The organism is Erythrobacter sp. (genome assembly GCF_011765465.1).
In the GTDB taxonomy this organism is placed as follows: Bacteria; Pseudomonadota; Alphaproteobacteria; order Sphingomonadales; family Sphingomonadaceae; genus Erythrobacter.
This window is the reverse complement of record NZ_CP050265.1, coordinates 86,453-113,075: the sequence shown is the minus strand read 5'-3', so window position 1 is coordinate 113,075 and position 26,623 is coordinate 86,453. Positions and strand designations below refer to the sequence as shown.

The following is a 26,623-nucleotide window of genomic DNA, read 5'->3' as shown; positions in this document are numbered from 1 at the left end:
GCGTATTTGCGATGACGTGTTCGCGATGTTGTGATATCTTATTCGGACAGGGACGGGGGCGCGTCACGTGCAGTGACCTTTTGGGAGAACAGGTCGATGTCGTCTTTGCGTCTTTTCCAAGCCGCCTGCGCCCTCGGCGCGCTTTGCACCACCTTCGCCGCTGCCCCCGCGCTGGCCGAAAACGGCTCCGGGCAGGCCGCCGACGTCTCGCTCGTCGCGGCGAGCGCGGATTTCACCACTGGGCAAGAGCGCGACCTTGCCGACCCGCTCGCCGTCTTCGCACCTAAGGGGGACCCGATCCGCCACCGGATCGACTACGAAATCTGGGACTACGCGCTCAAGCAGACCACGCTCAGCATGGGACCGCCCAACCGCAAGATCGCGCGGCGGACCTTCCCGACGCTCGGCTCCTACATCCTCAAGGGCCCGCAATCGCAATACCGGCTCGAAGGCTCGCTGGTGCTTTTCTCCTTCCTCGAAGAGGAAGTCATCGAGAGCTTCACCCTCTACCGCGAAGACCTCGAAAAGGTCGCAGCGACGCTCGACATCGCGGCGCTGCCGCGCAACGAACAGCTCGCCTTCTGGTTCAACCTTCACAACGTCGCGGTGATGGAACAGCTCGCGAAGGCGTGGCCGGTGCGCGAGCCGCGCGCGCTCGAAGTGGACGGCGTACCGCTCGACCAGGCGAAATTCATCACCCTGCGCGGCACGCCCGTGTCGCTGCGCGACATCCGCGAGAACATCGTCTTTCGCCACTGGAAAGATCCCAAGGTCATCTACGGTTTCTGGCGCGGCGAGATCGGCGGGCCGGAACTTCAGCGCAATGCCTTCACCGGCGCGAATGTCGGGCCGCTGCTCGACGTCGCCGCGCTCGACTATGTCAATTCGCTGCGCGCGACCCAGAAACGCGGCGAGCGCCTTGCCGTGGCGGACTATTACGAAGAGGTCGCGCCTTTCTATTTCCCCGATTTCGAAAGCGACCTGCGCGCCCATCTTGCGCGATATGCCGAGGAGGACGTGAAGGAAATCCTCGCGCAGACCAGCGGAGCCGAACCGGCTATCCGGGACCATGAAATCGCCGACCTCGCTGGCGGGACGCGGCCGGCGAGCTACCTCAACGTCGGAAGCCTTGCAGGTGCAATGGACGATCCGCTGCTCATGGGCTCTATCCGTGCTGACCTCGCAATGTTCCAGCTGCTCGAAGATCGCCGGCGCAAGTTGCAGGTGATGATCGCCAACGATGAGCCGGTCTACCGCGTCTTCTTCCCGGACCTCCTCGAGCCCGGCGACGACCCCGACAAGCACGCGGTGGAGTGATCGCCGCCCAATCCAAGCCCCCTTAGTCGAAGATCGCCTCGAGCGTGGGCGCGTGCACCATCGCGCGGTCCTTTCGCGCCCCGCTCCACCAGAAATGGGCGGTCGCACCGCCGGTCAGCGCGCCGAAAGCGGCGATCACGGCGCTCATCAATAGGAACTCGCCGAAAAGAACGTGCGCCAGCGCGCCTGTCGGCAGCGCGCCGGCGGTCAGGCCGGTGACGACATAGGCGCGGCGGCTTTCGCGTCCCGCCCGGTGCAGCCACGCCGTAAGCGGCCAGCCGAGCACCACCATGCCGACCGCCGCCGCTAGAAACCCGGTCCCGAAGGGCAGCAGCATGGCGATCAGGACCGGGCCGGGATCGGCGGCGACGCTCCCGGCTAGCACGACGACCATCAACAGCGTCGGCAGGCTCGTCCCCACCAGTGCGCCGAGAAAGGCGGCCTTCGCTCCGGCCAGCAGGCTTGCCCTTGTGCCCATGCTCCGCGATGAATGGCCCGAGGATGCGCCACTGGCAAGGTGCGCGGGGCCGCTAAGGGGAGCTTCACGAGGATGGATGCGAAGAGGATCGGCCTTGCCCTCGGCCCGTTCGCCTTCGCGCTGACGGCCTTCACCGCGCCGCCCGCCGGGATGCCCGGCGAGGCGTGGCTGGTCGCCGGGCTGGTCGTGTGGATGGCAAGCTGGTGGATGACCGAGGCGGTCCCGCTGACCGTCACCGCGCTGCTTCCCTTCATTATCCTGCCCTTCGGCGGTGTCTCGACCGCGGCCGAGACGGCGAGCACCTATTATTCGCCGATCCTGTTCCTGCTGCTGGGCGGAGCCTTCATCGCGCTGGCGATCGAGCGCACCGGCCTGCACAAGCGCCTCAGCCTCGCGATCCTGCGCGTGGTCGGGGCCGGCGGGGGCAAAACGCAGCTTCTGCTCGCCTTCATGATCGCCGCGGCGCTGCTGTCGATGCTGATCTCGAACACCTCGACGACGCTCATCATGATGCCGATGGCGCTGGCCGTCCTGTCGGGCGGCGCGTCCTTGTCGGGTGCGGTTCCGGCATCCGCCGGAACCTCGGGCCAGGCCGCCCGCTCCCCCGCCCATCCACCCGGCAGCGTATCCTCAAGGGTGGAAGGGCGGGGGAGCGGGCGGCCCGGTAGCGCGGAAGCGTCGCAAGAAAACAACTCCCGGCCTGGTAGCGCGAAGCCGCAAGACGACGCGCCCGATCGCGACGGCCTGTCCGGCGCTCTGCCGATGGGTATCGCCTTCGCCTCCTCGATCGGCGGGCTGGGGACGATCGTCGGCTCGCCCACGAACGCGATCGCGATCGGCCTGCTCGACAGCGGCATCGGGATGCGGATCAGTTTCGCGCAGTGGACGCTTTACGGCCTTCCCATCGTCATTCTCGGCGTGCCTGTCGCAGCGTGGATCATCGCCCGGTTCCAGCGCGTGGCACAGCATCCCTTCGACGTGGTCGCAGCGCGCGCAGCGATCGCGTGCAAGCCCGAATGGAGCGTGCCCGAGGTCAGGCTCACCGCGATCGTCGCGCTCACCTTTCTCGCCTGGATGACCCGCCCGCTCGTCACACCCTACCTGCCCGAGGGTTCATGGGGCGACGGGACCATCGCCATCATCGCGAGCCTCGCGCTGTTTCTTCTCCCCGACGGGACCGGGCGACCGATGCTGGTCTGGCGCGAAGCCGACCGCGCGCCCTGGGGCATGATCCTGATGTTCGGGGGCGGGCTGGCGCTTGCCGCGGGAATGCAGGCATCGGGCCTTGCCGAATGGCTCGGCCAGGCGCTGCTCCCTCTTGGAAGCTGGCCGCTGCCGCTGGTGGCCCTTGCGGTGGTGGCGATGATTATCGTCGTCACCGAATTCGCCAGCAACGTCGCCACGGCCAGCGCGATCATCCCGGTGGTCGCCGCGCTCACTCTCGCGCTCGGGGCGGACCCGATCCTGCTCGCCATGCCCGCCGCGCTCGCGTCGAGCTGGGGCTTCATGCTGCCCGCGGGGACCGGGCCGAATGCAATCGCATGGAGCACCGGGCGCATCCGGATCGAGCGCATGGTGGGGGCCGGTTTCGTGCTCGATCTCGTCGGCGTGGTGCTGATCGTCGCGGGCGTGTGGGCAGTGGCCGCGCTGGTCTAGCCGATGGCTTGCGTGCCCCGGCCCGGCGCGATAATTCGCTTGGGCGAGTCCCGTGCAAGGGAGATGCGTTCCTGCGGAGGTTAGGAACGGGCGCCCCGGGCCTCGCAAGAGAGAGAGCTCCTGCCTTCCTAGGAGCATGCAACAAGGAAGGAATCCGCGATATGCCGGACGCCATAGACGCACACGACACCCCGACTCCGCGCCGCAAGCCGAAGCCGGAGAAGACCACCATCGGCGGGCGCGAACTCAAGCCCTCGACCCTGATGATGGGGCTGGGCTACGACCCGGTCCTTTCGGAAGGATCGCTCAAAGCCCCGATCTTCCTCACATCGACCTTCGCCTTCGAAAGCGCGGCGGCGGGCAAGCGCCATTTCGAAGGCATCACCGGAATGCGCGAAGGCGGGGCGGAGGGCCTCGTCTATTCGCGCTTCAACGGGCCGAACCAGGAAATCCTCGAAGACCGCCTCGCGGTGTGGGACGGGGCCGAGGACGCGCTGACCTTCTCATCCGGCATGACCGCGATCTGCATCCTGATGATGGCCTATGCGAACCAGAACGACGTGATCGTCCATTCCGGCCCGCTCTACGCCGCGTCCGAAGGTTTCGTTGCCAAGGTGCTTTCCCGCTTCGGCGTCACCTATGTCGATTTCCCTGCAGGAGCGAGCCGCGAAACGCTCGACGAGGTGATGGCCAAGGCGAAGGCCCAGGCCGACGAACAGGGCGGCAAGGTCGCGCTGGTCTATCTCGAAAGCCCCGGCAACCCGACCAATGCCCTGGTCGACATCGAGGCGGTCAAGGCCGCGCGCGATGCGGCTCTCGATCCGGCCGAGACCCCGATCGCGATCGACAACACCTTCCTCGGCCCGCTGTGGCAGCGCCCGCTCGATCACGGAGCCGACATCGTCGCCTATTCGCTGACCAAGTATGTCGGCGGCCATTCGGACCTCGTCGCCGGTTCGATCGCCGGGGCCAAGAAGTGGATGGACCCGGTGCGCGCGCTGAGGAACACGATGGGCGGGATCGTCGATCCGAACACGGCGTGGATGCTGCTGCGGAGCCTCGAGACGGTCGAACTCAGGATGCAGCGCGCGGGCGAGAACGCGGCCAAGGTCTGCGCCTTCCTGAAGAAGCACCCCAAGGTCGCAGGGCTCGGCTATCTCGGCATGATCGAGGATGAGCGCCAGCAGGACATCTACGACCGCCATTGCCTCGGCGCGGGATCGACCTTCTCGCTTTTCCTCGAAGGTGGGGAGGAGGAATGTTTCCGCTTCCTCGACAACCTCACCATCGCCAAGCTCGCGGTGAGCCTCGGCGGGACCGAAACGCTGGCGAGCCACCCCGCGAGCATGACCCACCTCTCGGTCCCGCACGCACGCCGCCAGCAGCTCGGCATCACCGACAGCCTCGTGCGGATCAGCATCGGGATCGAGGACGCGGACGACCTCATCGCCGATTTCGAGCAGGCGCTGGAATATGTGTGAGGTGCGCGGCCCCCGCTTTCCGGGCTAGCCTCGCGCAAAGCAGGCCAGGCAGGAGAGCAGCATGACCGACAGGCGCAAACCCGTCTTCCTCGTGATCGGGGCGGGCGCCGGCATCGGCGGGCAGGCGGCGATACGCTTCGCGGCGGGCGGGTATCACGCGGTGCTCGCCCGCCGCAGCGACGAGGAGAGCCTGGCCCGGCTTGTCGGCGCGATCGAGGAGGCGGGGGGCAGCGCGACAGGCACGCTGGTGAACGCGGCCGAGGACGGCGCGATCGAGGCGCTGGTCGAACGGGTCGAGCGCGACATCGGGCCTATCGGGGCGATGCTCTACAATCTCGGCGCGCAGATCGGGAACCGCAGCCTTGCCGACACGTCGCTCCGGACGTTCGAGCTGGGCTGGCGGCTGGCGTGCTTCGGCCTGTTCAGGCTCGCCCATGCGGCCTTTCCGGCGATGGTCGATCGCGCGCGAAACGGCGGTCCGCACGGCACGCTGCTCGTCACCTCGGCCACGGCGGCGATGCGCGGCAATGCGGGGCAGCACAGCCACGCTGCGGCCATGGGCGGGCGGCGTATGCTGTGCCAGACGCTTAACGCCGAATTTGCGCCAAAGGGCATCCACGTCGCGCACGTGGTGGTCGACGGCGCGGTGGATTCGCCCGACACGCTGGGCAAGCTGCTGGGCGACAAATACGAGGCGTTCAAGGCGAGGAAGGGGCCCGAGGGCGTGATCGACCCCGCCGTGCTGGCCGAAACCTACTGGCATCTCGCGCAGCAACCGCGCCATTGCTGGACGCACGAAATCGACGTGCGCCCGTGGAGTGATGTCGCGTGGTGGAACGACAATCCGAACCCGGAGATCGATTCGAAGGGCAAGGGCTTCGCGGGACCGAAAGGCGGCTGACGGGCGGCGGGACTAGCCGCGCGCCCCTATCCCCGCCACGTGCGCCGTTCCTCGCCCGCGCGCAGCACTTCATAGGCGACCTGCAACGCCTGGAATTCGCGCGCGGCTTCCTCGTCGCCCGGTTTCACGTCGGGGTGGACCTGTTTCGCGCGCTGGCGATAGGCTTTCTTGATCGCGTCGAATTCGGCATCGGCTTCAAGCCCGAGCAGTTCGAGCGCGCGCATTTCGTCCGCGCTGCGCGACCCGTCGCCCGACCCGGCCCAGCCGTAATGCGCGCTTTCGGCATAGCCCGCGCTTTCGGCCCTTTCGGCCTTGGCGCGCTCGGCTCGCTCGGCCTTCTCGAGGCCCTCGAAATAGTCCCATTTCGAATTGTATTCGGCTGCGTGGCGCTGGCAGAAATACCAGCGTTCGGGGCTGTTGGGCGCCTTGGGCGCGGGACAATCGCCCTTCTCCTCGCAGCCGTGCCGGTCGCATAGCCGCACCGTCGTCGCCTCGCGCGAGGCGTCGTAGCCGCGCCAGCGCGGAAAGCCCCAGTCGTTCGAGCGGCGCGCGCGGCTCATGCGCGCGGGCCCGGGCCAGTCATGACGTTGGTCGAAGCCATAGGGGTGTCAGTCTAGGGAAGCTGGGCGGATATGGAAAGGATGGTAAAGCCGGGAACCAGTTGCTATATGAAATGTTGCATTGCGGAAGACCCGCATTGCCAAAGCACCGACAGGACCCGCAAAGGGCCGCAGGAAGGAACCCCGTGATGAGCCAGCAACTCGCCTTTTCCAGCATCGCCTCGGTGCTCGCCATGGCGTGCCTGTGCCTCGCCGCAGGGTCGATCCGGCAGGCGGACGCGCCCGCCTACGACGCGCTCGCGGTGGTTTCGGCCGAAGCGTCCGGCCTTCCGGGCTGAAGCGGCCGGCCCGCCCCGCGCGAACGGGACGGGCCTTTGCTCACGATCAGTTGATGACCACGCTCGCCGCGCGGCGATTCTGCGCCCATGCCTCGGGCGTGGAGGCGAGCGCGACCGGGCGCTCCTTGCCGTAGCTGACCGTGCGGATGCGGTCGGGCGAGACCCCGAGGCTCACGAGATAATTCTTCGCCGCATTGGCGCGCCGTTCGCCCAGCGCGAGGTTGTATTCGCGCGTGCCGCGTTCGTCGGCGTGGCCCTCGATGGTGAAGTTCACCTGCGGGTAGCGCGCGAAATACTGCGCCTGCGCCTGCAATGCGGCGGCGTCCTGGCTGTCGATATTGTAGCGATCGGTGTCGAAATAGATCGTCGTCGAGGAACCGACCGCATCGGCGAAATGCTGCTGCGTGCCGACTTGCGGTCCGGTCGGCGTGGTGGGCCGCGTCTGCGGCGTCTCGGGCGCGCTCGTCGCAGCCGGGGCGGGCGGCAGTTCCTCGGGCGCCTTCTTGGAACACGCGCCGAGCGCGAGGGTCGAGGTGATGAGCGCGGCGGTCGCGCAGCGCGAAAGGGAGATGGTCATTGTTCTGCTCTCCTTGCTTGGCCGGGCATCGTTGGCTGGCCCGGGGAGTTCTACACGAAAAACACTGTCAGGGACGAATCGGTCCCCATGCCGGGTCCGACGCGTCGACCGGCGTCGGCAGCCTCCTCTCGTTGCGACCGGTGAGATCGACTTGCCACAGGGACGAACGGCCCGAATTCCTCGCCGTCCGGAAGAACTGGATGATGCGGCCATTGGGCGCCCAGGTCGGCGCCTCGTCCTGCCAGCCTCGGGTGAGCACGCGCATATTGCCGCCCGACGGCGTCATTACGGCGATGTTGAAATCGCCCGCGATCCGCGTGAAGGCGATCTGGTCGCCGCGCGGGCTCCATTCGGGCGTGGCGCAGCGCCCGCCGAAGAAGCTGATGCGCTTCTGGTTCGAACCGTCTGCATCCATGATGTAGCACTGCTGCGCGCCCGAACGGTCGCTTTCGAAGACGATCTTCGACCCGTCGGGCGAATAGGATCCGGCGATGTCGATGCCCGGCGCGCTCGTCAGCCGCTCGGCCTGGCCGCCCGACACCGGCACGCGGTAGATGTCGGTGTTGCCCGCGACCGCCATCGAATAGAGGATGTGCCGCCCGTCGGGCGACCAGCGGGGGGCGAGCGTCGGGTTGGCGTTCTCGGTCACCAGCTGCTGCCGGCCCGAGCCGATGTCGTAGACGTAGATCCGCGGGTTCCCGTCGACATAGGACAGGTAGAGGATCTTCGAATAATCGGGCGAATAGCGCGGGGTGAGCGCCGTCGCGCTGCCCAGTGTGATGAAGCGGTGGTTCGCCCCGTCGCTGTCCATTACCGCGAGCCGCTTGACCCGGTTATCCTTCGGCCCGGTCTCCGCGATATAGGCGATGCGGCTGTCGAAGAACGGGTCTTCGCCGGTCAGGCGGGCGTAGATGAGGTCGGAGCACTTGTGCGCCGCACGCCGCCAGTCGGCTGGGCGCACCACCCAGCCCTCGCGGATCAGTTCGTCCTGCAATGCGACGTCATAAAGATAGCAGCCGACCACCAGCTTTTCATCGTCGCGTGCGCGGACATAGCCATGTACGAGCATCTCGGCGCCCCGGCCCGACCAGCTGCCCCAGGCGGGCGAGGTTATCTGCGGGAATGTGGGCTGCGGCAGACTGTCGGGGCCGACCGGCTTGAACAGTCCGTTGTTCCTCAGATTGGCGGTAATGACCCGCGCGATCTCGCGGCCCAGCGCCTCGGTCCCGTCGCTGCTGGCGGGCGTCGCCCGGTTGCGGTCGGTCGCGAAGGCGGGGATGGCGACCCCGATGTCGGACCAGTCGCTCTCGTCGGTGACGGTGAAGGTCAGCCCGCCCTCGGCATCTTCGCCCGAAGCCTGCGTGCCGGTCGTCTCGACCGCGCCGCCTTCGGCCACCGGCTCGCCGAGGTCGGTGGTCTGGGCCGACAGGGAGGCAGGCGAGGCGCCAAGCGCGAGAGCGGCGAGAAGGGTAAGGGTGCGGTTCATCGTGAAAGGTTCCTATCGAAGCGGGCGCCGCGGATCGACTTCCATGCGTTGTAATATTCGTCCGGGAGATCGAAGGGCGCGGCGAGTTGCACGGCGCGGATGGCGCGTTCGGCGTGGAGCGCCTGCTGCGCGCGGTTGGCGTCGGTGACGCCGCTCTGCCGCAGCACGCGCGGACGGCCCTTGAGGCTGCCGTCCTCATTGAGGTCGAAGGCGAGTTCGGTGACGAGAAGCTCCGCATCCGCCCCGCTCGGCGCAGTCCAGTGCGGGCGGATCTGGCGCACGATCGCCTGGATGATCGACGCCTTGGCGCTGGCGCCGATCTGGGAGGCGGGGATGCGGGTCTCGTCGGTGGTGGTCGAGGAGCCCGAGCCTTCGAGGAAGTTCTCGCCGATGCGGCTGCCGCCCGCAGGCTCCTCGCGCGCGGGCTGGCGCGGCGTCTCGCGCGCGGGCTGGCGGTCGGGGCGGCTGCGCTCGCGGCTTGGCGCGGGCTCGCGGGCAGCCTGCCGGGTGGTGGGCGTCGGCGGTGGCGGCGGGGTTTCGGCGCGCGTCTCGGCAGGAGCGGGCTCAGGACTGTCCGCCAGCGTCGGGGCAATCGCGGCGCGGCTTTCGGGTACGGGATCGGGCGCGCTCGCTTCCAGGGCGACCTCGCTTGCAAGGCTTACCGTCATGCGCTGGCTGACGGGCGGCGGGGGCGCGCTCCATTGCAGCGCCAGCACCGCCACCAGCAAGGCGTGCAGGATCACCGCGACCAGAAGCCCGGTGCGATCCTCGCTGCGCAATGTGGCGGTCTCTCCCATGCTGCTCGTCTCGCTATGGCGGCGTAACTGAACCGTCGGTGACCAGTTCGATTTTCGTGAAGCCGGCGCGGTTCATCTCCCCCATCACGGCCATCACACGGCCATAGTCGAGCCCCCGATCGCCGCGCAGAACCAGCGTCGGAAGCTCTCCGTCACTCTTCCGACCTATCGCCGCGAGCGCCTCGGGAAAGCCGCCCAAGGGCACGGCTTCATCGGCGATGTAGATGCGGCCCTCACCGTCGATGCTGACGGTGACGCTTTCGGGCACTTCCTCGACCGGGTTGGCGCGGCTTTCGGGCAGTTCGATGGGCACGCCGACCGCGGGCAGCGTCACCGTCACCATGAAGATGATGAGCAACACCAGCATGACGTCGACGAGCGGGGTGACGTTGATCTCGGCCATGGCGGCGCGGCGCGAACGGCGGCCCCGCTTGCGGCCCGAGGGGGAAAGCGAGACGCCCATCAGACCTTGTCCAGTTCGCGGCTGAGCCCGGCATGGACCCGGTCGGCGAAGCGTTGCAGCCGCGCCTCGTACTGGTTCACGCTGTTCGAAAAGCGGTTATAGGCGATGACCGCAGGGATCGCGGCGAACAGGCCGATCGCGGTCGCGAACAGCGCTTCGGCGATGCCGGGGGCGACGATGGCAAGGCTCGCGCTCTGCTGCGCGCCGATCTGGAAGAAGCTGTTCATGATCCCCCAGATCGTGCCGAACAGGCCGACGAAGGGCGCGACCGATCCGGTGGTGGCGAGAAAGCCGAGGCGCGACGCGAGCCCGTCCGCCTCGAAAGCGACCTGGCTTTCCATCGCCGCCGCGATCCGCTGGCGCGCGGCATCGGCATCGAGCTTGCCCGCGCCGGTCGATTTCTTCCACTCTTCCAGCCCCGCCGCCGCGACCCGGGCCGAGGGAATCTCGCGCCGCTGCTGTTTCGTCAGGGTCGCCTCGCGGTCGCGGGTTTCCCAGAAATCGACCTCGTAGGCGCGCGACTTCTTTTCGAGCTTGCTCCGCCGCATGGTGAAAGCGACGATGATCGTCCAGGTCCAGATGCTCGCCAGCACCAGCCCGACGATCACCGCCTGCACGACGATGTCGGCGGCGAGGAACAGCTCGAGCGGGTCGAGCCGGGTCGGCCCGACTGCGGTTGCGGCCGCGGCAAGCAGGGTGGTGGGCATGAGGTCAGATCTCTCCTTGGTCCATGAACGCCTTGAAGGCGGCGCGCCATGCCGCCGGCTGGCGGCGCGGGCGGCCTTCGAGGCTGATAAAGCCGACGCGCAGGGTGGCTTCGCACAAATCCTCCTCGCCGCGCCTTGCCACCTGGTGCATCCGGCAGCTCGCCGCGCCGAGTTCGGTGCAGCGCGTCTCGATCACCACGTCGTCGTCGAGCTTTGCGGGGCGCAGGTAACGCAAATTCACCTCGGAGACCGCATAGGCCCCCTCGCCGCTCTCGATCGCGGCGCGCTGGTCTATCTCCAGCAGGCGCAGCAGGTCGGACCGCGCCCGCTCGAACCAGCGCAGGTAATTGGCGTGATAGGTGATGCCCGACAGGTCGGTGTCCTCGTAATAGACCCGCACGGCATAGAGATGCCGCGGGCCATCGAGAACGCCGCCGGGAGGTGTCGGTTGGGTCATCGCGGCGGCACTTAGCTTGTGGTCGAAGGCCATGCCAGCGATGAATGCCCAATCGATGTGAATGCAAGCGGAACGGCAAGGCCCGACACCCGGCCTGCGAGCCTGGTTCGCGTCGTACATACCCCTTTGCCCAAAGCGAAAATCCGCGTTGGATCGCCGCAGGCCGAATCCTACGCCTGTTGGACGCGCGTGCGGCGCAAGGCGTTTTCCAACAAGGGCTCAGCCGCGCTTCCAGATCATCGGGCCGAGGGGTTCGCCGCCGAATATGTGGACGTGAAGGTGCGGCACTTCCTGCCCGGCGTGCGCCCCGACATTGGCGAGCAGGCGGTAGCCCGGCTCGACCAGCCCCTTCTCCCGCGCGACATGGCCGACCGCGCGGATGAAGCCCGCGATTTCCTCGGCCGAAGCCTTCGCGGAAAAATCGTCCCAGCTGACATAGCGGCCCTTGGGGATCACCAGCGTGTGGTTTGTCGCCTGCGGGTTGATGTCCTCGAAGGCGTAGGCCCATTCGTCCTCGTAGACCTTGGTCGACGGGATTTCCCCGCGCAGGATCTTCGCAAAGATGTTGTCGTCGTCATAGGGAAGGGTCGCGTCGATCGGCATTATTCGCTCCTGCTGGCCTTTTCCTCGATGCCCGACAGCCCTTCGCGCCGTTCGAGTTCGGCAAGGACATGGTCGAGCGACACGCCGCGCGCGTTCAGCAGCACGAGGAGGTGGAAGAGAAGGTCCGCGCTTTCGCCGACCAGTTCCGCGTTGCTCCCCGAAACCGCCGCGATCACAGCCTCGGTCGCTTCCTCGCCCAGTTTCTGCGCGATCTTGGGGACGCCCTTGGCGTTGAGCTTTGCCACATAGCTTTCCTCCGGCGAGGCGGCGCGGCGCGAGGCGATGGTGGCTTCGAGGCGGGCGAGCGTGTCCATGCGCGCTTCCCTGCCCTCAAAGCCCCCGCGCGGGCAAGCCCGCATCGCGCATTTTCAGTCGCCGCGCGCCGGCAGGCCGGCATCGCGGAGAGCCTTGTGCGCCTCGGCGATGGAATGCGTGCCGAAATGGAAGATCGAGGCGGCGAGCACCGCGCTCGCATGGCCCTCGCGCACGCCTTCGACGAGGTGATCGAGAGTGCCGACCCCGCCGCTCGCGATGACGGGAACGCTTACCGCATCGGCGATGGTGCGGGTGAGGTCGAGGTCGTAGCCCGCCTTGGTCCCGTCGCCGTCCATGCTGGTGACGAGCAATTCGCCCGCGCCGAGGTCCGCGACTTTCTTGGCGTATTCGACCGCGTCGATCCCCGTCGCCTTGCGGCCGCCGTGGGTGAAGATTTCCCAGCGCGGGCCCGGCTCGGGCTCCCCGCCCTGCACGGTGACTTCGGGCGCGACCCGCCGCGCATCGACGCTGGCGACGACGCACTGGCTGCCGAACTTCGCCGCGATCTCGCGCACGAGTTCGGGCCGGGCGACGGCGGCGGAGTTCACCGCGACCTTGTCCGCGCCCGCCAGCAGCAGCGCGCGCGCATCCTCGACGCTCCTCACCCCGCCGCCCACGGTCAGCGGCATGAAGCACACCTCCGCCGTGCGCTTGACGATGTCGAGCAGCGTGCCCCGCCCCTCGTGGCTCGCCGATATGTCGAGGAAGCACAGTTCGTCCGCTCCGGCCGCGTCATAGGCGCGCGCCTGTTCGACCGGATCGCCCGCGTCCTTGAGGTCGACGAAATTGACGCCCTTGACCACGCGGCCCTCGGCCACGTCGAGACAGGGGATGACGCGGATGCGGACGGTCATATGAGAGGTTCACAATTTCCCGACGCATCACAAGTTTCGCCGCCAAATACGGCGATTCCGATCATGATCGTCGCAAAAATCAACCAACGAAACGTGGTCGTGAGCTTCAAACTTTGGAACGCTGAAATCGCAACCATGTTTGAGAGGGGCAATATGAGAAGGAAGAGCACACCTAGCCCCGCTCCAATCCAAAAGCCGTGCACCTGCCAGCCGTAAGCAACGATCGCAGCAAGCATTAACAATATAGCTATCGGGCTGCTTCCAAAGCTCGGCCTAATTTCGTCGGTCATGTCTGCCTCGCCCCCATCGCGATAGCCGCCGCGAGGTCCAGCTTGCCCTCGTAGAGCGCGCGGCCCGTTATCACGCCTTCGATCCCCTCATGCGCGTGGATCGAGAGGATGTGGATGTCGTCGAGGCCGCGCACCCCGCCGCTCGCGATCACCGGGATGTCGACGCTGCGGGCGAGGTCCACCGTCGCGTCGATGTTGACGCCCTTCAGGAGCCCGTCGCGCCCGATGTCGGTGAAAAGCAGCGAGGCGACGCCCGCGTCCTCGAACCGGCGGGCGAGGTCGACCACGGGGACGTTCGAGACTTCCGCCCAGCCCTCGGTCGCGACCATGCCGTCCCGCGCGTCCACGGCGACGACGATGCCGCCTTCCCACTCGCGCGCCATTTCGCGCACGAAATCGGGGTCCTTCAAGGCCGCCGAGCCCATCACCACGCGCGCGACGCCGAGATTGAACCAGCCCTCGACCGTCTTCGCGTCGCGGATGCCGCCGCCCAGTTGCACGTAACCCGGAAAGCGCTCGATGATCGCCTCGACCGCGGCGCGGTTCTCCGGGCGTCCGGCGAAGCTGCCGTCGAGATCGACCACGTGGAGATGCTCGGCGCCCGCCTCGGCAAAGAGCATCGCCTGGGCCGCCGGGTCGTCGCCATAGGTCGTGGCGCGGGCCATGTCGCCCTCGGCAAGGCGCACAACCTCGCCGCCCTTGAGGTCGATGGCGGGAAAAACGATCATGGCGCTTCCTTGCTGCGTGCGGAACGCGCATCCGCGCGTCCCTTTTTGCCGGGCCAGCCCACGCCCCCGCCCTTCCGCCCTTGAGGATACCATTCCGGGTGGAAGGGCGGGGGCGTGGGCTGGCGCGGCCCGCGAGCGTCAGCGAGCCGCAGACGAGAAACGCGAGCGTTAGCGAGCCGCAAGCAGGTCACGGATACCATGCAAGGAACCTTTCGAGCGTCGCAAGGCCAAAAGCCTGGCTCTTCTCCGGATGAAACTGGACGCCCACCATGTTGTCGCGGGCGACCGCCGCGACAAGGCCCTCGCCGTGGTCGGTGAGCGCGGCGACATCGTGCGGATCGTCGGCGATGAAATGGTAGGAGTGGAGGAAATAGGCTTCGCCTTCCTCGATCACCTGGTGATCGCGCGCGTGCGGCAGCAGGCCGACATCGTTCCAGCCCATGTGCGGAACCTTGATCGCCGGATCGGCGGGCTCGATGAGGCGCACCTCGCCCGGGATCCAGCCGAGGCCTTTTGTCGTGCCGTGCTCGAGCCCGCGCGTCGCAAGGAGCTGCATCCCGACACAGATGCCGAGGAAGGGCGCACCGCCGACATGGACGCGCTCGGTCATGGCCTCGACCATGTGCGGGACGGCCTTCAGACCCTTGGCGCAGGCGCGGAAGGAGCCGACACCGGGCAGCACGATGCGATCCGCGGCGCGCACGACGTTGGGATCGTCGGTGACGGTGACATTCGCCCCGACCTTCTTCAGCGCGTTGTGGACCGAATGGAGGTTGCCCGCGCCGTAATCCACGAGGGCGACGACTTCAGGCATTTGTGTTTTCCGCTCGCCCATCCGGGCGAGCGGTCCTCGCTAGACGCGCAGCAAAGCTGCACCCGCTGCGGGCGGCCGCTTGGCCTTGCGGTCGCTGCGCGACCGATGCTTTCACCCCATCATCCACCGAGCTGGCCCTTCGTGCTCGGGATCGCGCCGGCCTTCCTCGGATCGCGCTCCACCGCCTGCCGCATCGCGCGGGCGAAGCCCTTGTAGAGGCTTTCGCAGATGTGGTGATTGTTCGTGCCGTAGAGCAGTTCCATGTGCAGGGTGATCCCGGCGCTCTGGGCGACCGAATGGAACCAGTGCTCGATCAGCTCGGTGTCCCATTCGCCCAGCTTCTCCTGCGTGAAGCCCGCTTTCCACACGAGGTAGGGCCGCCCCGAAATGTCGAGCGCGACGCGGCTCAGCGTCTCGTCCATCGGCGAATAGGCGTGGCCGTAGCGACCGATCCCGGCCTTGTCGCCCAGCGCCTGCGACAGCGCCTGCCCCAGCGCGATCGCCGAGTCCTCGGTCGTGTGGTGCTGGTCCACGTGGAGGTCGCCCTCGACCTTCATCGTCACGTCGATCAGCGAGTGGCGGCTGAACTGTTCGACCATGTGATCGAGAAAGCCGATGCCGGTCGACACGTCATAGGCCCCGGTCCCGTCGAGATCGACTTGAATCGCGATTTTCGTCTCGGCCGTGTTGCGCGAGACCGAACCCGTGCGCGCCGGCGCGGAATTGTCGGGAAGGCTGGTCATGGCCGCGCTATAGGCGTGTCGCCGCAGGGCGCAAGTGGGGCGACGCCGCTCCGCCGCCCGGCAATTGCGCGAAGCCCGCACGAAACGCTTGACCGCGCTGGCAAGGCTCGCCACGATTCAACGCGATATGAGCGAAGAAACGCCCGACAGCCTGATCCCCTACGACGAGATCGTGCAGGAAGCGCTGCGCGCCGTCGTCGGCCGCGTGCTCGGCGAAATCGAAAGCGGCGGCGGGACGCTGCCGGGCAACCACCATTTCTACATCACCTTCAAGACCGCCGCGCCCGGCGTCTCCATCCCGCAGCACCTGCGCGACCGTTTCCCCGACGAGATGACGATCGTGCTCCAGAACAAGTTCTGGGATCTCGAAGTGCGCGAGGAGGACTTCACCGTCGGCCTGTCGTTCAACCAGATCCCGGCAAAGCTGCAGATCCCCTTCGCGGCGATCACCGCATTCGTCGACCCGGCGGTCGATTTCGGCTTGCAATTCCAGACTTCGGTGGAGGAATTGCCGCACGAGGAACACGAGGACGCGGAAAACGACGGCGAAGCGGGCGATCCCGAAGGCGGGGACGACGGGGACGGCTCGAACGTGGTGACGGTCGATTTCGGAAGGAAGAAATAGCGCCGCGATGGCATCGCCCCACCCCCCGGAACACGACGCGCAGGACAGCGTCGACCGCCAAGACCCGGAGAACCCCGACAGGCTCCCGCCCGCCGATGGTCCCAAGCCCCGCCGGGCGAGCCGGGCGATGCCCAGCCCCGACCCCAACACCAACCTGATGATCGCCGACATCGTCCTGCGCGGCAGCAGCCTGTTCCTGCGCCGCAAGCTGAAGGACCGGATGCTGCTCGAAGAATACGACCCCGATAAGGTCGCCAAGTTCAAGGACGGCAAGGGCCTCATCCGCACCGTCGGCCTGTTCGGGGCGAGCCGGCTTGCGACCGGGTCGCTTCCCGGCCTTGCGCTCGTCGCGGGCGGGCTCGCGGCGAAGACGCTCTACGACCGCGGCAAGGCCCGCCAGCTGCGCCGCCGCAAGCAGCGCAAGGCCGCGCCCGCGCGCGAGACTTGATTTAGCCCCCACGCTTGGGGCAACGGGGCGCATGGACACGCCTCCCCCATCCAGCCCGACCCAATCGCCGGCGCTCAAGCGCCGGGGCCTCATGTTCATCCTCTCCTCGCCCTCGGGCGCGGGCAAGACGACGCTGTCGCGGATGCTGCTTGAGCAGGACCCCGAGATAAAGCTGTCGGTCTCGGTCACCACCCGCCCGCCGCGTCCGGGCGAGGTCGACGGGGTGCACTACCATTTCAGGAGCGATGCCGAATTCGACGCGATGGTCGAAGAAGACGACTTCTACGAATGGGCGCACGTCTTCGGCTATCGCTACGGCACGCCCAAGGGGATCATCCGCGCGGCGCTGAAGGAAGGGCAGGATTTCCTCTTCGACATCGACTGGCAGGGCACGCAGCAGCTCTACCAGAAGGACCAGCAGGACGTGGTGCGCGTCTTCATCCTGCCGCCCTCGATCGACGAACTCCACCGCCGCCTGCGCAGCCGCGCCACCGACAGCGAAGAGGTGATACAGGGCCGCATGGAACGCGCCCGGGCGGAAATCAGCCACTGGGACGGATACGACTATGTCGTCATCAATGACGACGTGCAGCAATGCTTCGGCAAGGTGCGCGAAATCCTCGATGCCGAGCGGATGAAGCGCCAGCGCCAGACCGGGCTCATCCCCTTCGTGCGCGAGCTGATGGCGGGCTGACCGCCCCTCGCCTCCGGCCTTACTGGAGCCGGAACTCCCCGTCGACGTGGCGGAATTCGCGCGGGCCGAGGCTGCGTTCGTGCGCGATCCGGACCGAGTGGATCGCCGCCTCGATCTCGCGCCGCCAGTGGTCGAGGAAGCGGAACAATATCGGGTAGTCCGGAGCCTCGTCGTAATCCTGCCAGACGAATTGCTGGATCAGCGAGGGATAGTCGGGGAAGAAATAGAAGATCTCGGCCGTGAGCAGGCCCTCGCCCCGCAGCTGTCTTTCGAAATCCCGATACGCCATGCGCACTCCTTCGCGTCAGCCTCCTCCTCTCGGGAAGGATGCTGGCGCGAAAGGGTTAAGCAGTCAATTCTTGCGGCCTGCGATTATCCACCGACATTTTCGTGCGGCGAAGCGCGCTTGCACTTGGCAATCCTTGCGCGAGAGTGCCAAGCGCGCCTTTGGGCCCCGGCCCGCGGACCCGGCCCGAAAGGGCCGGGCTCTCTCAGCCTGCGGGGTCGTTGAAGCTCGATGGCAGCGCGGCGTTCACCACCCCGCCGTCGACCGTCAGCGTCTCGCCCACGACATAGTCGCCCGCGCGGCTGCACAGGTAGATCGCGGCGGCCGCCATGTCTTCCGGGCTGCCGATCCGCTTCGCCGGAATGACGCTCGCCGAGGCGTCGGGCGCGTTCTTGGCGGCCCTGTTCATCTCGGATGCGAAAGCGCCCGGCGCGATCGAGGTGACGACGATGTTGTCCTGAATGAGCCGCGCGGCCATGCGCCGGGTGAGCTGGATCACGCCCGCTTTCGACGCCTGGTAGGCATAGGTCTCCCACGGGTTGATCCGCTGCCCGTCTATCGAGGAGACGTGGATGACCTTCGCCGGGTGGTCGCCCTTGCCGCCCACGACGAGGAGTTCGTGGAGCTTCTGCGTGAGGAAGAACGGCGTCTTGACGTTGAGGTCCATCGTCCGGTGCCAGCCGGCCTCGGAGAATTCGAGATAGGGCTGGCCCCACGCGGCGCCCGCGTTGTTGATGAGGATGTCGAGCCTGTCCTCGCGCTTGGCCATTTCGGCGGCGAGCGCCTCGATCCCGTCCATCTGGCTGAGGTCGGCGGGGATGCCGATCACCTTGCCCTCGCCGAAAGCCTTGTCGAACTCGGCAATGGTGTCCTGCATCTGCTCGACCTTGCGGGCCGAGATGTAGACCTTCGCCGCGCCCGCCGAGAGCAAGCCTTCGACGAACATCTTGCCGATCCCGCGGCTGCCCCCGGTGACGAGCGCGATGCGGCCATCGAGGCTGAAGAGTTCCTGCACGTTCATTGCGCTGCTCCTCAATAGCCCGACAGTTCGGCCACGCGGTTCGCGTGGTAGTAGGCATCGCCGAGGAATTCGGCGAGCGCCCGGTCGCGCTTCATGAACAGGCCGATGTCGTATTCGTCGGTCATTCCGATCCCGCCGTGCATCTGGACGCCTTCCTGCACGGCAAGCCGCGCGGTCTTGGCGACCTTGGCCTTGGCGACAGAAGTCATCATGTCCGCGCTTTCCGCGCCCGCGTCGAGCAGTTGCTGGGTCTTGATCGTGACCGCGCGGGCGATCTCGACTTCGGAATAGAGGTGCGCGGCGCGGTGCTGGAGCGCCTGGAATTCGCCGATGAGCTTGCCGAACTGCTTGCGCTGCTTGAGATAGTCGACCGTGCGATCCATCGCCCCGCGCGCGACGCCGACGCCTTCCGCCGCCGCGCCGATGCGCCCGGCGCGCAGCATCGCGTCGAGCACTTCGCGCCCGCCGTCGACTTCGCCGATCACGGCATCGCCGTCGAGTTCGACGCCGTCGAATTTCGTGTGCGTCGCCATCGAGGAATCGACCAGCCGCACCGCGTCATGGCTCATGCCCTTAGCGTCCTTCGGCACGGCGAAAAGGGTGATGCCGTCGGTCTCGTTGTCCGCACCCGAAGTGCGCGCGGCGACCACGATCATGTCGGCGCTGCCGCCGTAGACGACGAAGCTCTTGGAACCGGTCAGCCTGAAGCCGTTGCCCGACTTTTCCGCGCGGGTGGTGATGCGTTCGGGGCGGTGCTTGGCGGTCTCGTCGATCGCCACGGCGAAGACGGAATCGCCCGCGACGAGGCCGGGAAGATAGCGGCCCTTGAGGTCGTCCGAGCCGTGCTTCAATGCGGTCGCGGCGAGCACCGAGGAGGTCAGGAACGGCGACGGCGTGAGGTTGCGCCCGATTTCCTCGAGCACGATGCCCGCCTCGACGTGGCCCATGCCGAGCCCGCCGTCGGCCTCGTCGACAAGGATGCCGTTGAAGCCGAGTTCGGCCATCTGCTTCCACAGGTCGTGGCCGAAGCCGTCCTTGCAGTCGCGGTCGCGCCAGTGGCGCAGCTGCTTGGCGATATTGCCTTCCTCGGCCATGAAGCTGCTGGCGGTGTCGGCCAGCATTGCCTGGTCTTCGTCGTGGTAAAGGGGCATGGCGGGCGGGTTCCTCTCTCTTGTCTCAGGTCGTCTGGGTGTCGGATGGTCAGCGGGCCGCTCCCGTCTCGCCGGAAGCGGCCCGCCCGTCATTCGTGATGCGCCGGATCAGCCGCCCGGCAGTTCGAGGATGCGCTTGGAAACCACGTTGAGCATGATTTCCGAGGTGCCGCCCTCGATCGAGTTCGCCTTGGTGCGCAGCCAGTTGCGCGCCGGCTTGCCGCCGCCGGTTTCCTCGCTCTCCCATTCGAGGCTGCGCGAGCCGCCGGCTGCCATCATCAGCTCATGGCGGCGCTTGTTGAGCTCGGTCCCGGCGTATTTCATCATGTTGGGCTGCGCGGGGTGGGTCTTGCCCGCCTTGATCTCGTCGAGGAACTTCTCGCCCATGCAACCATAGGCGAGCGCGTCGACGTCGAACATGGCGAGCTCGGCGCGCAGCACGGGGTCGAGCTCGTCGCCGTTCTGCGCCGCATGACGCTTCATCGCCGCGCCGATCGCCGCCGTGCGGTCGCCGCCGCCCGCGCCCGAGATCATCTCGCGCTCATGGCCGAGCAGGTATTTCGCGACGTCCCAGCCGCGATTGACCTCGCCCACCTGCGCCGGGATGTCGTCGCCATAGGACTTGGGAACCTTCACGTCCTCGAGGAAGGTCTCGCAGAAGGGCGAATTGCCGCTGATGAGCTTGATCGGCTTGGTGGAGACGCCCTGCGTTTCCATGTCGATCAGCATGAAGGTGATGCCCTGGTACTTGTTCTGCTTGTCCGTGCGAACGAGGCAGAAGATCCAGTCGCAGTGATCGGCGTAGGAGGTCCAGACCTTCTGGCCGTTCACCACCCAGTGATCGCCCTTGTCCTCGCCATAGGTCTGAAGGCTGACGAGGTCGCTGCCCGAACCCGGCTCCGAATAGCCCTGGCACCAGCGGATTTCGCCGCGCGCGATTTCATTGAGGAAGCGCTGCTTCTGGCCTTCCGTGCCGAAATGCAGCAGCGCCGGGCCGAGCATCCAGATGCCGAAGGACGAAAGCGGCGGGCGCGCGTTGATGCGGGCCATTTCCTCGCGCAGCACCTTGGCTTCAGGAGCGGAAAGACCCGCGCCGCCGTATGCCTTGGGCCATGCCGGGACGGTGTAGCCCTTTTCGACGCAGGCGTCGAACCACGCCTTCTGCGCATCGTTCTTGAAGGTGGCGTTGCGCCCGCCCCAATAGACGTCGTCCTCGTCGCGGACGGGCTCGCGCATTTCGGCCGGGCAGTTCGCCTCGAGCCAGGCCCGCGTTTCCATGCGGAATTGTTCCAGATCGCTCATGATCCGACTCTCCTCGTTTGTTCGTAAGCTCCCACTTGACCTTTACGTTAGCGTGATTTTCGCGGGCGCCGCAAGCGCTCTTGGCTTGCGAAACGGGCAAGCCGGGATGCCGTAGCGTCAAGGTGAGCGCGATTGACGAAGCCGCGCCGGAAGGCCACTCTCGCGCCCGAGAGAGATGGAGAGGACAAGGGCATGATCGCGAGGTCCGGATTCGCCGGAAGCGCCCCCGCGCCGCGCGCGAGAGGGGGCGGCGCGTGAGCTTCGTGAAGGGCAAGCTGCCGCTCGACCTCAGGTTCTTCAACGGGCTCGGCGCGGTCGCCTTCGGGGTGAAGGACGGCGGGTTCCTCTATTTCCTGCTGCCCTTCTACAATCTCGTGCTGGGTGTCGATGCGTGGCTCGTCTCGCTCGCGCTCGCCACGGCGCTGGTGATCGATGCCTTCGTCGACCCGCTGATCGGGCACTTGTCGGACCGCACCTATACCCGCTGGGGCAGGCGGCTGCCGTGGCTCTACGTCGCGCCGATCCCGCTCGCGCTGATGTGGACCCTGTTGTGGTCCCCACCCTTCACCGGCACGCCCAGCTTCTGGGAAATCGTCGCGCTCGCGGTCGGGGTGCGGCTGCTGCTGTCGGCCTGCGAGGTTCCCTCGGTCAGCCTCGTGCCGGAAATCACCGACGATTACGTCGCGCGCACCACGCTGTTCCGGTTCCGCTTCCTGTTCGGCTGGGTCGGCGGATTGCTGATGATGCTGCTCACCTTCGCGGTCTTCCTGCCGACCGAGGCCGCGCGGATGCAGCCCGAAGGCTATGCGACCTACGGCGTGGTCGGCGCGATCGTGATCGCCGCTTCGGTGATCGGCTCGGCCGCGGGGCAGCACCGCTATGTCGCGCAGCGCCCCGCCGAGCCGCCGGGGCGCTTTTCGCTGTCCGATGCCTTCGGCGAGATCATCGACGCCTTCCGCGAACACGCCTTCGTCATATTCGCGCTGGGGGGACTTGCGACCTATGTCAGTCACGGCGTGACGCTGTCGATCACGATCTACGTGACGCAATATGTCTGGCAGTTCTCAGAGCGCGCCTTCGTCGTCTATCCGCTGGTGCTGGGGCTGTCGGTGGTCTTCATGTTCCTGCTCGCAGGGCCGCTCCACCGCCGTTTCGGCAAGCAGATGACCGCCGCCATCGGCGCGCTCGCCGCGCTCGGGATCATGGCCATCCCCTATACGCTCTTCCTCGTCGGGATGTGGCCGACCACGGGCGGGACCGCCTCGACCATCGGCTTCATGACCTTCATGGTCCTCGCCAACACGGCGGGCGTCATTTCGAGCATTTCGGCGACCTCGATGGTGGCCGAGATCGTCGAGGCTTTCGAGGAACGCACCGGCAAGCGGGCCGAGGCGACCTTCTATTCGGGCAACTGGCTGATCCAGAAATGCGCCACCGGCGGGGGCATCATGCTGAGCGGGCTGATCGTGTCGATGATCGGGCTGGAGCCGGGCACGCCGCAGGCCGAGGTGAGCGATTCGGTCGCGGCTTGGCTCGCGATCCTCTACATCCTCGTCACCGCGGTGCTGGCCGTGTTCGCCGCCTTCTGGCTCGCGCGTTTCCCGATCACGCAGGAACAGCACGAGGCCCGCGTCGCCGCGCGCCATGCGCGCATCGCGGCGGGCGAACCCGACCCGCTCGCCGCCGAGCCGCGCGCGGCGGCCAAGGCTGCCGCGGCGCCGGCCAAGGAGCATCCGCAGACCGGGTGACAGGCATAGCCCCTCGCAAATAGGAGCTTGGCGCTGGCATTTGCCTCTGCCACGGTCGACCCATCAGATTCGATTGCAATTAAGGACGAGAGAGGAACTCCCCCATGGATTTCGAACCCACCGAACGCCAGGTCTATTGGCGCGACCGCGTGCGCGGCTTCATCGAGAAGCACATCCGCCCCAATGTCCCCACCTATGACGAACAGGACCGCGAAGGCGACCGCTGGAAGGTCCTGCCCATCGTCGAGGAGCTGAAGGCCAAGGCCAAGGAAGAGGGCATCTGGAACCTGTTCATGCCGCCGCGCAATGACAGCCACCACCATGTCGACGACAGCTTCGAATTCGAAGGGCCGGGCCTCACCAACCTCGAATACGCCCTGTGCGCCGAGGAAATGGGCCGCATCGGCTGGGCGTCGGAAGTGTTCAACTGCTCCGCGCCCGACACCGGCAACATGGAAGTCTTCCACCGCTACGGCACGCGCGAGCAGAAGGAGGAATGGCTCCGCCCGCTGATGAACGGCGAGATCCGTTCCGCCTTCCTGATGACCGAGCCTTACACCGCGTCCTCCGACGCCACCAACATCGAAACCCGCATCGAGCGCGACGGCGACGAATACGTCATCAACGGGCGCAAGTGGTGGTCGTCGGGCCTCGGCGATCCGCGCTGCAAGGTCGCGATCGTCATGGGCAAGACCGATTTCGAGGCCCAGCGCCACGCGCAGCAGTCGATGATCCTCATGCCGATCGACACCCCCGGCGTGAACATCCTGCGGCACCTGCCGGTCTTCGGCTATGACGATGCGCCGCACGGCCACATGGAAGTCGAGATGAAGGACGTGCGCGTTCCCGCCTCGAACATTCTCCTTGGCGAAGGGCGCGGTTTCGAGATCGCGCAAGGGCGCCTCGGGCCGGGCCGCATCCACCACTGCATGAGGACCATCGGCGTCGCGGAAGAGGCGCTGGAGAAGATGTGCAAGCGCCTGCAGGAGCGCGAGGCTTTCGGCAAGCCGATCTACAAGCATTCGGTCTGGGAAGAGCGCGTCGCGCGCGCCCGCATCGACATCGACATGACGCGCCTGCTCTGCCTCAAGGCCGCCGACATGATGGACAAGGTCGGCAACAAGGCGGCGAAGCAGGAAATCGCCATGATCAAGGTGCAGGCGCCGATGATGGCATTGAGGATCATCGACGACGCGATCCAGGCCCATGGCGGCGGCGGCGTGTCGGAGGACTACGGCCTCGCGCGCGCCTATGCCAACCAGCGCACCCTGCGCCTTGCCGACGGGCCGGACGAGGTCCACGCCCGCTCCATCGCCCGCATGGAATTCGGCAAGCACGCCCCGCAGGAAGGGCCGACCGCGAACGCGCTGCGCTCCGGCCCCGCGCCGGCGAACGACAGCGAGACGCTGAGCTCGGGCGACATGGGGGTCGCGCGCTGACGGGCTTTCGCCTGCTGGCAGGCTCGATCACTTGATACGTCGGGGGACCGCCCTTGCGGGGGTTCCCCGGCTTTCCCGAAACACCGCCACGCCTGCTTGAAGGGCGGTCGGGAAATCCAGATTCAGACGGAGAGGAAAAGTCATGGCCAAGGCCGCCATCCTTGAAAAACCGGGCGAGGGTCTCGTCATCGGCGAGGTCGAATACGCCGATCCCGCCCCGCACGAAGTGCTGATCGACACGAAAGCCTGTGGCCTCTGCCATTCGGACCTGCACTTCATCGACGGCGCCTATCCCCACCCGCTCCCCTGCATCCCGGGGCACGAGGCGGCAGGCGTGGTCCGCGCGGTCGGCAGCGAAGTGAAAACGGTGAAGCCGGGCGATCATGTCGTCACCTGCCTTTCGGCCTTCTGCGGGCATTGCGAATTCTGCGTGACGGGCCGCATGGCGCTGTGCCTCGGCGGGGACACGCGCCGGGCCAAGGGCACCGCCCCGCGCATGACGAGAAGCGGCGGCGACACGGTCAACCAGATGCTCAACCTGTCGGCCCTGTCGGAACAGATGCTCATCCACGAACACGCCTGCGTCGCGATCGACAAGGATATGCCGCTCGACCGCGCCGCCGTGATCGGCTGCGCGGTGACGACCGGCGCGGGGACCATCTTCAACGCGGTGAAACTCACCCCGGGCGAGACGGTCGCGGTGGTCGGCTGCGGCGGCGTCGGCCTCGCCGCGATCAACGCGGCGAAGATCGCGGGCGCATCCAAGATCATCGCCGCCGACCCGCTCCCCGAAAAGCGCGAGCTCGCCAAGGTATTGGGCGCGACCCACGCGGTCGATGCCCTGGCCGATGACGCGGCGAGCCAGATCATCGAGATCTCCGGCGGCGGGGTCCATTACGGGATCGAGGCGGTCGGGCGGCAGGCCAGCGCCGACCTCGCGGTCAAGTGCCTGCGGCGCGGCGGGACCGCGGTGATCCTCGGCATGATGCCGCTCGATTGCAAGGTCGGCCTCGGCGCGATGGACCTGCTCGGCGGCAAGAAGCTGATGGGCGCGATCATGGGCATGAACCACTTCCCGGTGGACCTCCCGCGGCTGGTCGATTTCTATATGCGCGGCCTGCTCGACCTCGACACGATCATCGCCGAGCGCATCGCGCTTGAGGACGTGAACAAGGGCTTCGACAAGCTGCGCGAGGGCCATTCCGCGCGCAGCGTGGTGGTGTTCGATTGAGGACGAAGGCAATGACAGACGCACCCCAGATCGACTTCGACAAGGAAATGGTCGGCACGGTCGAGGTGAGCGAGAAGGACAAGCTCGACCTCGACGCGCTCACCGCGTGGTTCGAGGCCAATGTCGAAGGTTTCGAAGGGCCGATCAGCTACACCAAGTTCAAGGGCGGCCAGTCGAACCCGACCTACAAGATCGAAACGCCGGGGGCGAACTACGTCCTGCGCCGCCAGCCTTTCGGCAAGCTGCTGCCCAGCGCCCACGCGGTCGACCGCGAATACACCGCGATGACCGGGCTCTATCCCACCGGCTTTCCGGTCCCGCGCACCTATGGCCTGTGCGAGGATCCCGATGTCATCGGCTCCAAGTTCTTCGTGATGAGCATGGCCGACGGGCGCAGCTTGTGGAACGGCGCGCTGCCGGGCTGCGCGAAGGAGGAACGCCGCGCGATCTACCACGCGCTGATCGACACGATGGCGGACCTGCATCTCAACAAGCCGGACGAAATCGGCCTCGGCGACTACGGCAAGCCGACCGATTACTGCGCGCGCCAGATCGCGCGCTGGTCGAAGCAGTATAAGCTGTCCGAAACCGAGCATATGCCGCAGATGGAGCGGCTGATCGAATGGCTGCCCGAGACGATCCCGCCGCAGCACAATTCTAGCGTCGTGCACGGCGACTACCGGCTCGACAACGTGATCTTTCACAAGACCGAACCGCGCATCATCGCCGTGCTCGACTGGGAGCTGTCGACGCTGGGCGATCCGATCGCGGATTTCAGCTATCTCATGCTCAACTGGCACAACCCGGCCGACGGGCGCGCGGGGCTGCTGGGGCTCGACCTCGAGGAGCTGGGCATCCCCTCGCAGCAGGAGGCGGTCGACCGCTATGTCGCGCGCACCGGCTATCCGGTGCCGCCGATGGACTGGTATTTCGCCTACAACCTGTTCCGCCTTGCCGGGATCATGCAGGGGATCAAGAAGCGGGTGATCGACGGGACCGCCTCCAGCGCCCACGCCAAGGCGATGAGCGACCGGGTCGCCCCGCTCGTCGAACGGGCTTACGAATTCGCGGTGAAGGCCGGGATGCCGGAATAGGGGCGCGCCGCCTGCCGCA

The 26,623-nt window shown here is 66.9% G+C and carries 31 protein-coding genes; 12 read left to right on the top strand and 19 right to left on the bottom strand.

Going from position 1 to position 26,623, the window contains the following annotated elements; translation table 11 throughout:
• Positions 1–105 precede the first annotated feature (105 nt).
• Positions 106–1,317 (top strand): DUF547 domain-containing protein, encoded by a 1,212-nt coding sequence (locus G9473_RS00605; RefSeq protein ID WP_291134969.1) that lies wholly within the window; start codon positions 106–108, stop codon positions 1,315–1,317.
• 22 nt (positions 1,318–1,339) lie between these two features.
• On the opposite strand, the gene G9473_RS00600 is transcribed toward G9473_RS00605, so the two are convergent.
• Entirely contained in the window at positions 1,340–1,795 is a 456-nt protein-coding gene (locus G9473_RS00600; protein ID WP_291134967.1) for a hypothetical protein, read from the bottom strand.
• Between the two features lie 72 nt (positions 1,796–1,867).
• On the opposite strand from G9473_RS00600, the gene G9473_RS00595 reads away from it, so the two are divergent.
• From G9473_RS00595 to G9473_RS00585, 3 genes are all read left to right on the top strand, one after another.
• The gene (locus G9473_RS00595; RefSeq protein ID WP_291134965.1) at positions 1,868–3,451 is read left to right on the top strand and encodes an SLC13 family permease; all 1,584 of its coding nucleotides are present in this window, start codon (positions 1,868–1,870) and stop codon (positions 3,449–3,451) included.
• 161 nt (positions 3,452–3,612) lie between these two features.
• A complete protein-coding gene (locus tag G9473_RS00590; RefSeq protein WP_291134963.1) occupies positions 3,613–4,932 on the top strand; it encodes a cystathionine gamma-synthase family protein in 1,320 nt (439 codons plus the stop codon).
• Positions 4,933–4,993: 61 nt separating this feature from the next.
• Positions 4,994–5,833: an SDR family NAD(P)-dependent oxidoreductase gene (locus G9473_RS00585; RefSeq protein WP_291134961.1), complete on the top strand. Its 840-nt coding sequence runs from the start codon at positions 4,994–4,996 to the stop codon at positions 5,831–5,833.
• Positions 5,834–5,859: 26 nt separating this feature from the next.
• Here G9473_RS00585 and G9473_RS00580 read toward each other — a convergent pair whose 3' ends face one another.
• Complete coding sequence (locus tag G9473_RS00580) at positions 5,860–6,393, bottom strand: J domain-containing protein (protein ID WP_291134960.1); 534 nt, start codon at positions 6,391–6,393, stop codon at positions 5,860–5,862.
• A 188-nt stretch (positions 6,394–6,581) separates the two neighbouring features.
• On the opposite strand from G9473_RS00580, the gene G9473_RS00575 reads away from it, so the two are divergent.
• The gene (locus G9473_RS00575; protein ID WP_291134957.1) at positions 6,582–6,731 is read left to right on the top strand and encodes a hypothetical protein; all 150 of its coding nucleotides are present in this window, start codon (positions 6,582–6,584) and stop codon (positions 6,729–6,731) included.
• A 46-nt stretch (positions 6,732–6,777) separates the two neighbouring features.
• Here the strand turns inward: G9473_RS00575 and pal are convergent, their stop codons facing one another.
• From pal to hisB, 13 genes are all read right to left on the bottom strand, one after another.
• On the bottom strand, positions 6,778–7,308 hold the full coding sequence (gene pal, locus G9473_RS00570) for a peptidoglycan-associated lipoprotein Pal (protein ID WP_291134955.1): 531 nt from the start codon (positions 7,306–7,308) through the stop codon (positions 6,778–6,780).
• A gap of 67 nt (positions 7,309–7,375) precedes the next feature.
• Positions 7,376–8,794: a Tol-Pal system beta propeller repeat protein TolB gene (tolB, locus tag G9473_RS00565; protein WP_291134953.1), complete on the bottom strand. Its 1,419-nt coding sequence runs from the start codon at positions 8,792–8,794 to the stop codon at positions 7,376–7,378.
• Positions 8,791–9,591, bottom strand: coding sequence for an energy transducer TonB (locus G9473_RS00560; protein WP_291134951.1), 801 nt, complete (start codon positions 9,589–9,591; stop codon positions 8,791–8,793). Before G9473_RS00560 ends, tolB begins: the two co-directional genes overlap by 4 nt.
• 13 nt (positions 9,592–9,604) lie before the next feature.
• Positions 9,605–10,054 (bottom strand): biopolymer transporter ExbD, encoded by a 450-nt coding sequence (locus G9473_RS00555; RefSeq protein WP_291134949.1) that lies wholly within the window; start codon positions 10,052–10,054, stop codon positions 9,605–9,607.
• Entirely contained in the window at positions 10,054–10,761 is a 708-nt protein-coding gene (tolQ, locus tag G9473_RS00550) for a protein TolQ (RefSeq protein ID WP_291134947.1), read from the bottom strand. The genes G9473_RS00555 and tolQ overlap by 1 nt, the downstream gene beginning before the upstream one ends.
• A 4-nt stretch (positions 10,762–10,765) precedes the next feature.
• The gene (locus G9473_RS00545) at positions 10,766–11,218 is read right to left on the bottom strand and encodes a YbgC/FadM family acyl-CoA thioesterase (protein ID WP_291134945.1); all 453 of its coding nucleotides are present in this window, start codon (positions 11,216–11,218) and stop codon (positions 10,766–10,768) included.
• Positions 11,219–11,437: 219 nt separating this feature from the next.
• The gene (locus G9473_RS00540) at positions 11,438–11,821 is read right to left on the bottom strand and encodes a histidine triad nucleotide-binding protein (RefSeq protein ID WP_291134943.1); all 384 of its coding nucleotides are present in this window, start codon (positions 11,819–11,821) and stop codon (positions 11,438–11,440) included.
• Positions 11,821–12,135 (bottom strand): phosphoribosyl-ATP diphosphatase, encoded by a 315-nt coding sequence (locus tag G9473_RS00535; protein WP_291134941.1) that lies wholly within the window; start codon positions 12,133–12,135, stop codon positions 11,821–11,823. Before G9473_RS00535 ends, G9473_RS00540 begins: the two co-directional genes overlap by 1 nt.
• A 54-nt stretch (positions 12,136–12,189) precedes the next feature.
• Positions 12,190–12,990, bottom strand: coding sequence for an imidazole glycerol phosphate synthase subunit HisF (gene hisF, locus G9473_RS00530; RefSeq protein WP_291134939.1), 801 nt, complete (start codon positions 12,988–12,990; stop codon positions 12,190–12,192).
• Positions 12,987–13,280, bottom strand: coding sequence for a hypothetical protein (locus G9473_RS00525; protein ID WP_291134938.1), 294 nt, complete (start codon positions 13,278–13,280; stop codon positions 12,987–12,989). Before G9473_RS00525 ends, hisF begins: the two co-directional genes overlap by 4 nt.
• Positions 13,277–14,008 (bottom strand): 1-(5-phosphoribosyl)-5-[(5-phosphoribosylamino)methylideneamino]imidazole-4-carboxamide isomerase, encoded by a 732-nt coding sequence (gene hisA / locus G9473_RS00520; protein ID WP_291134937.1) that lies wholly within the window; start codon positions 14,006–14,008, stop codon positions 13,277–13,279. The genes G9473_RS00525 and hisA overlap by 4 nt, the downstream gene beginning before the upstream one ends.
• A gap of 187 nt (positions 14,009–14,195) precedes the next feature.
• Positions 14,196–14,822, bottom strand: coding sequence for an imidazole glycerol phosphate synthase subunit HisH (gene hisH / locus G9473_RS00515; protein WP_291134935.1), 627 nt, complete (start codon positions 14,820–14,822; stop codon positions 14,196–14,198).
• 119 nt (positions 14,823–14,941) lie between these two features.
• The gene (hisB, locus tag G9473_RS00510) at positions 14,942–15,565 is read right to left on the bottom strand and encodes an imidazoleglycerol-phosphate dehydratase HisB (protein ID WP_291134934.1); all 624 of its coding nucleotides are present in this window, start codon (positions 15,563–15,565) and stop codon (positions 14,942–14,944) included.
• 127 nt (positions 15,566–15,692) lie between these two features.
• On the opposite strand from hisB, the gene G9473_RS00505 reads away from it, so the two are divergent.
• The 3 genes from G9473_RS00505 to gmk are packed head-to-tail and all read left to right on the top strand — an operon-like array spanning position 15,693 to position 17,332.
• Positions 15,693–16,190, top strand: a complete 498-nt coding sequence (locus G9473_RS00505; protein ID WP_291134933.1) for an SspB family protein — start codon at positions 15,693–15,695, stop codon at positions 16,188–16,190.
• A gap of 7 nt (positions 16,191–16,197) precedes the next feature.
• Positions 16,198–16,638, top strand: coding sequence for a hypothetical protein (locus G9473_RS00500; RefSeq protein ID WP_291134931.1), 441 nt, complete (start codon positions 16,198–16,200; stop codon positions 16,636–16,638).
• A gap of 31 nt (positions 16,639–16,669) precedes the next feature.
• Positions 16,670–17,332, top strand: a complete 663-nt coding sequence (gmk, locus tag G9473_RS00495) for a guanylate kinase (protein WP_291134929.1) — start codon at positions 16,670–16,672, stop codon at positions 17,330–17,332.
• Positions 17,333–17,351: 19 nt separating this feature from the next.
• On the opposite strand, the gene G9473_RS00490 is transcribed toward gmk, so the two are convergent.
• From G9473_RS00490 to G9473_RS00475, 4 genes are all read right to left on the bottom strand, one after another.
• Positions 17,352–17,621 (bottom strand): protein usg, encoded by a 270-nt coding sequence (locus G9473_RS00490; RefSeq protein ID WP_291134927.1) that lies wholly within the window; start codon positions 17,619–17,621, stop codon positions 17,352–17,354.
• 202 nt (positions 17,622–17,823) lie between these two features.
• The gene (locus G9473_RS00485) at positions 17,824–18,639 is read right to left on the bottom strand and encodes an SDR family oxidoreductase (protein ID WP_291134925.1); all 816 of its coding nucleotides are present in this window, start codon (positions 18,637–18,639) and stop codon (positions 17,824–17,826) included.
• A gap of 11 nt (positions 18,640–18,650) precedes the next feature.
• Complete coding sequence (locus G9473_RS00480) at positions 18,651–19,790, bottom strand: acyl-CoA dehydrogenase family protein (RefSeq protein ID WP_291134923.1); 1,140 nt, start codon at positions 19,788–19,790, stop codon at positions 18,651–18,653.
• Between the two features lie 108 nt (positions 19,791–19,898).
• A complete protein-coding gene (locus G9473_RS00475) occupies positions 19,899–21,092 on the bottom strand; it encodes an acyl-CoA dehydrogenase family protein (protein ID WP_291134922.1) in 1,194 nt (397 codons plus the stop codon).
• A gap of 254 nt (positions 21,093–21,346) precedes the next feature.
• Here G9473_RS00475 and G9473_RS00470 point away from each other — a divergent pair, with 254 nt between their 5' ends.
• The 4 genes from G9473_RS00470 to G9473_RS00455 all read left to right on the top strand — a co-directional run bounded on the left by G9473_RS00470 (position 21,347) and on the right by G9473_RS00455 (position 26,604).
• Positions 21,347–22,840: an MFS transporter gene (locus G9473_RS00470; RefSeq protein WP_291134921.1), complete on the top strand. Its 1,494-nt coding sequence runs from the start codon at positions 21,347–21,349 to the stop codon at positions 22,838–22,840.
• 104 nt (positions 22,841–22,944) lie between these two features.
• A complete protein-coding gene (locus tag G9473_RS00465) occupies positions 22,945–24,279 on the top strand; it encodes an acyl-CoA dehydrogenase family protein (protein ID WP_291134920.1) in 1,335 nt (444 codons plus the stop codon).
• A gap of 142 nt (positions 24,280–24,421) precedes the next feature.
• Positions 24,422–25,510 (top strand): Zn-dependent alcohol dehydrogenase, encoded by a 1,089-nt coding sequence (locus G9473_RS00460; RefSeq protein ID WP_291134919.1) that lies wholly within the window; start codon positions 24,422–24,424, stop codon positions 25,508–25,510.
• 11 nt (positions 25,511–25,521) lie between these two features.
• Positions 25,522–26,604: a phosphotransferase family protein gene (locus G9473_RS00455; protein ID WP_291134918.1), complete on the top strand. Its 1,083-nt coding sequence runs from the start codon at positions 25,522–25,524 to the stop codon at positions 26,602–26,604.
• Positions 26,605–26,623 lie beyond the last annotated feature (19 nt).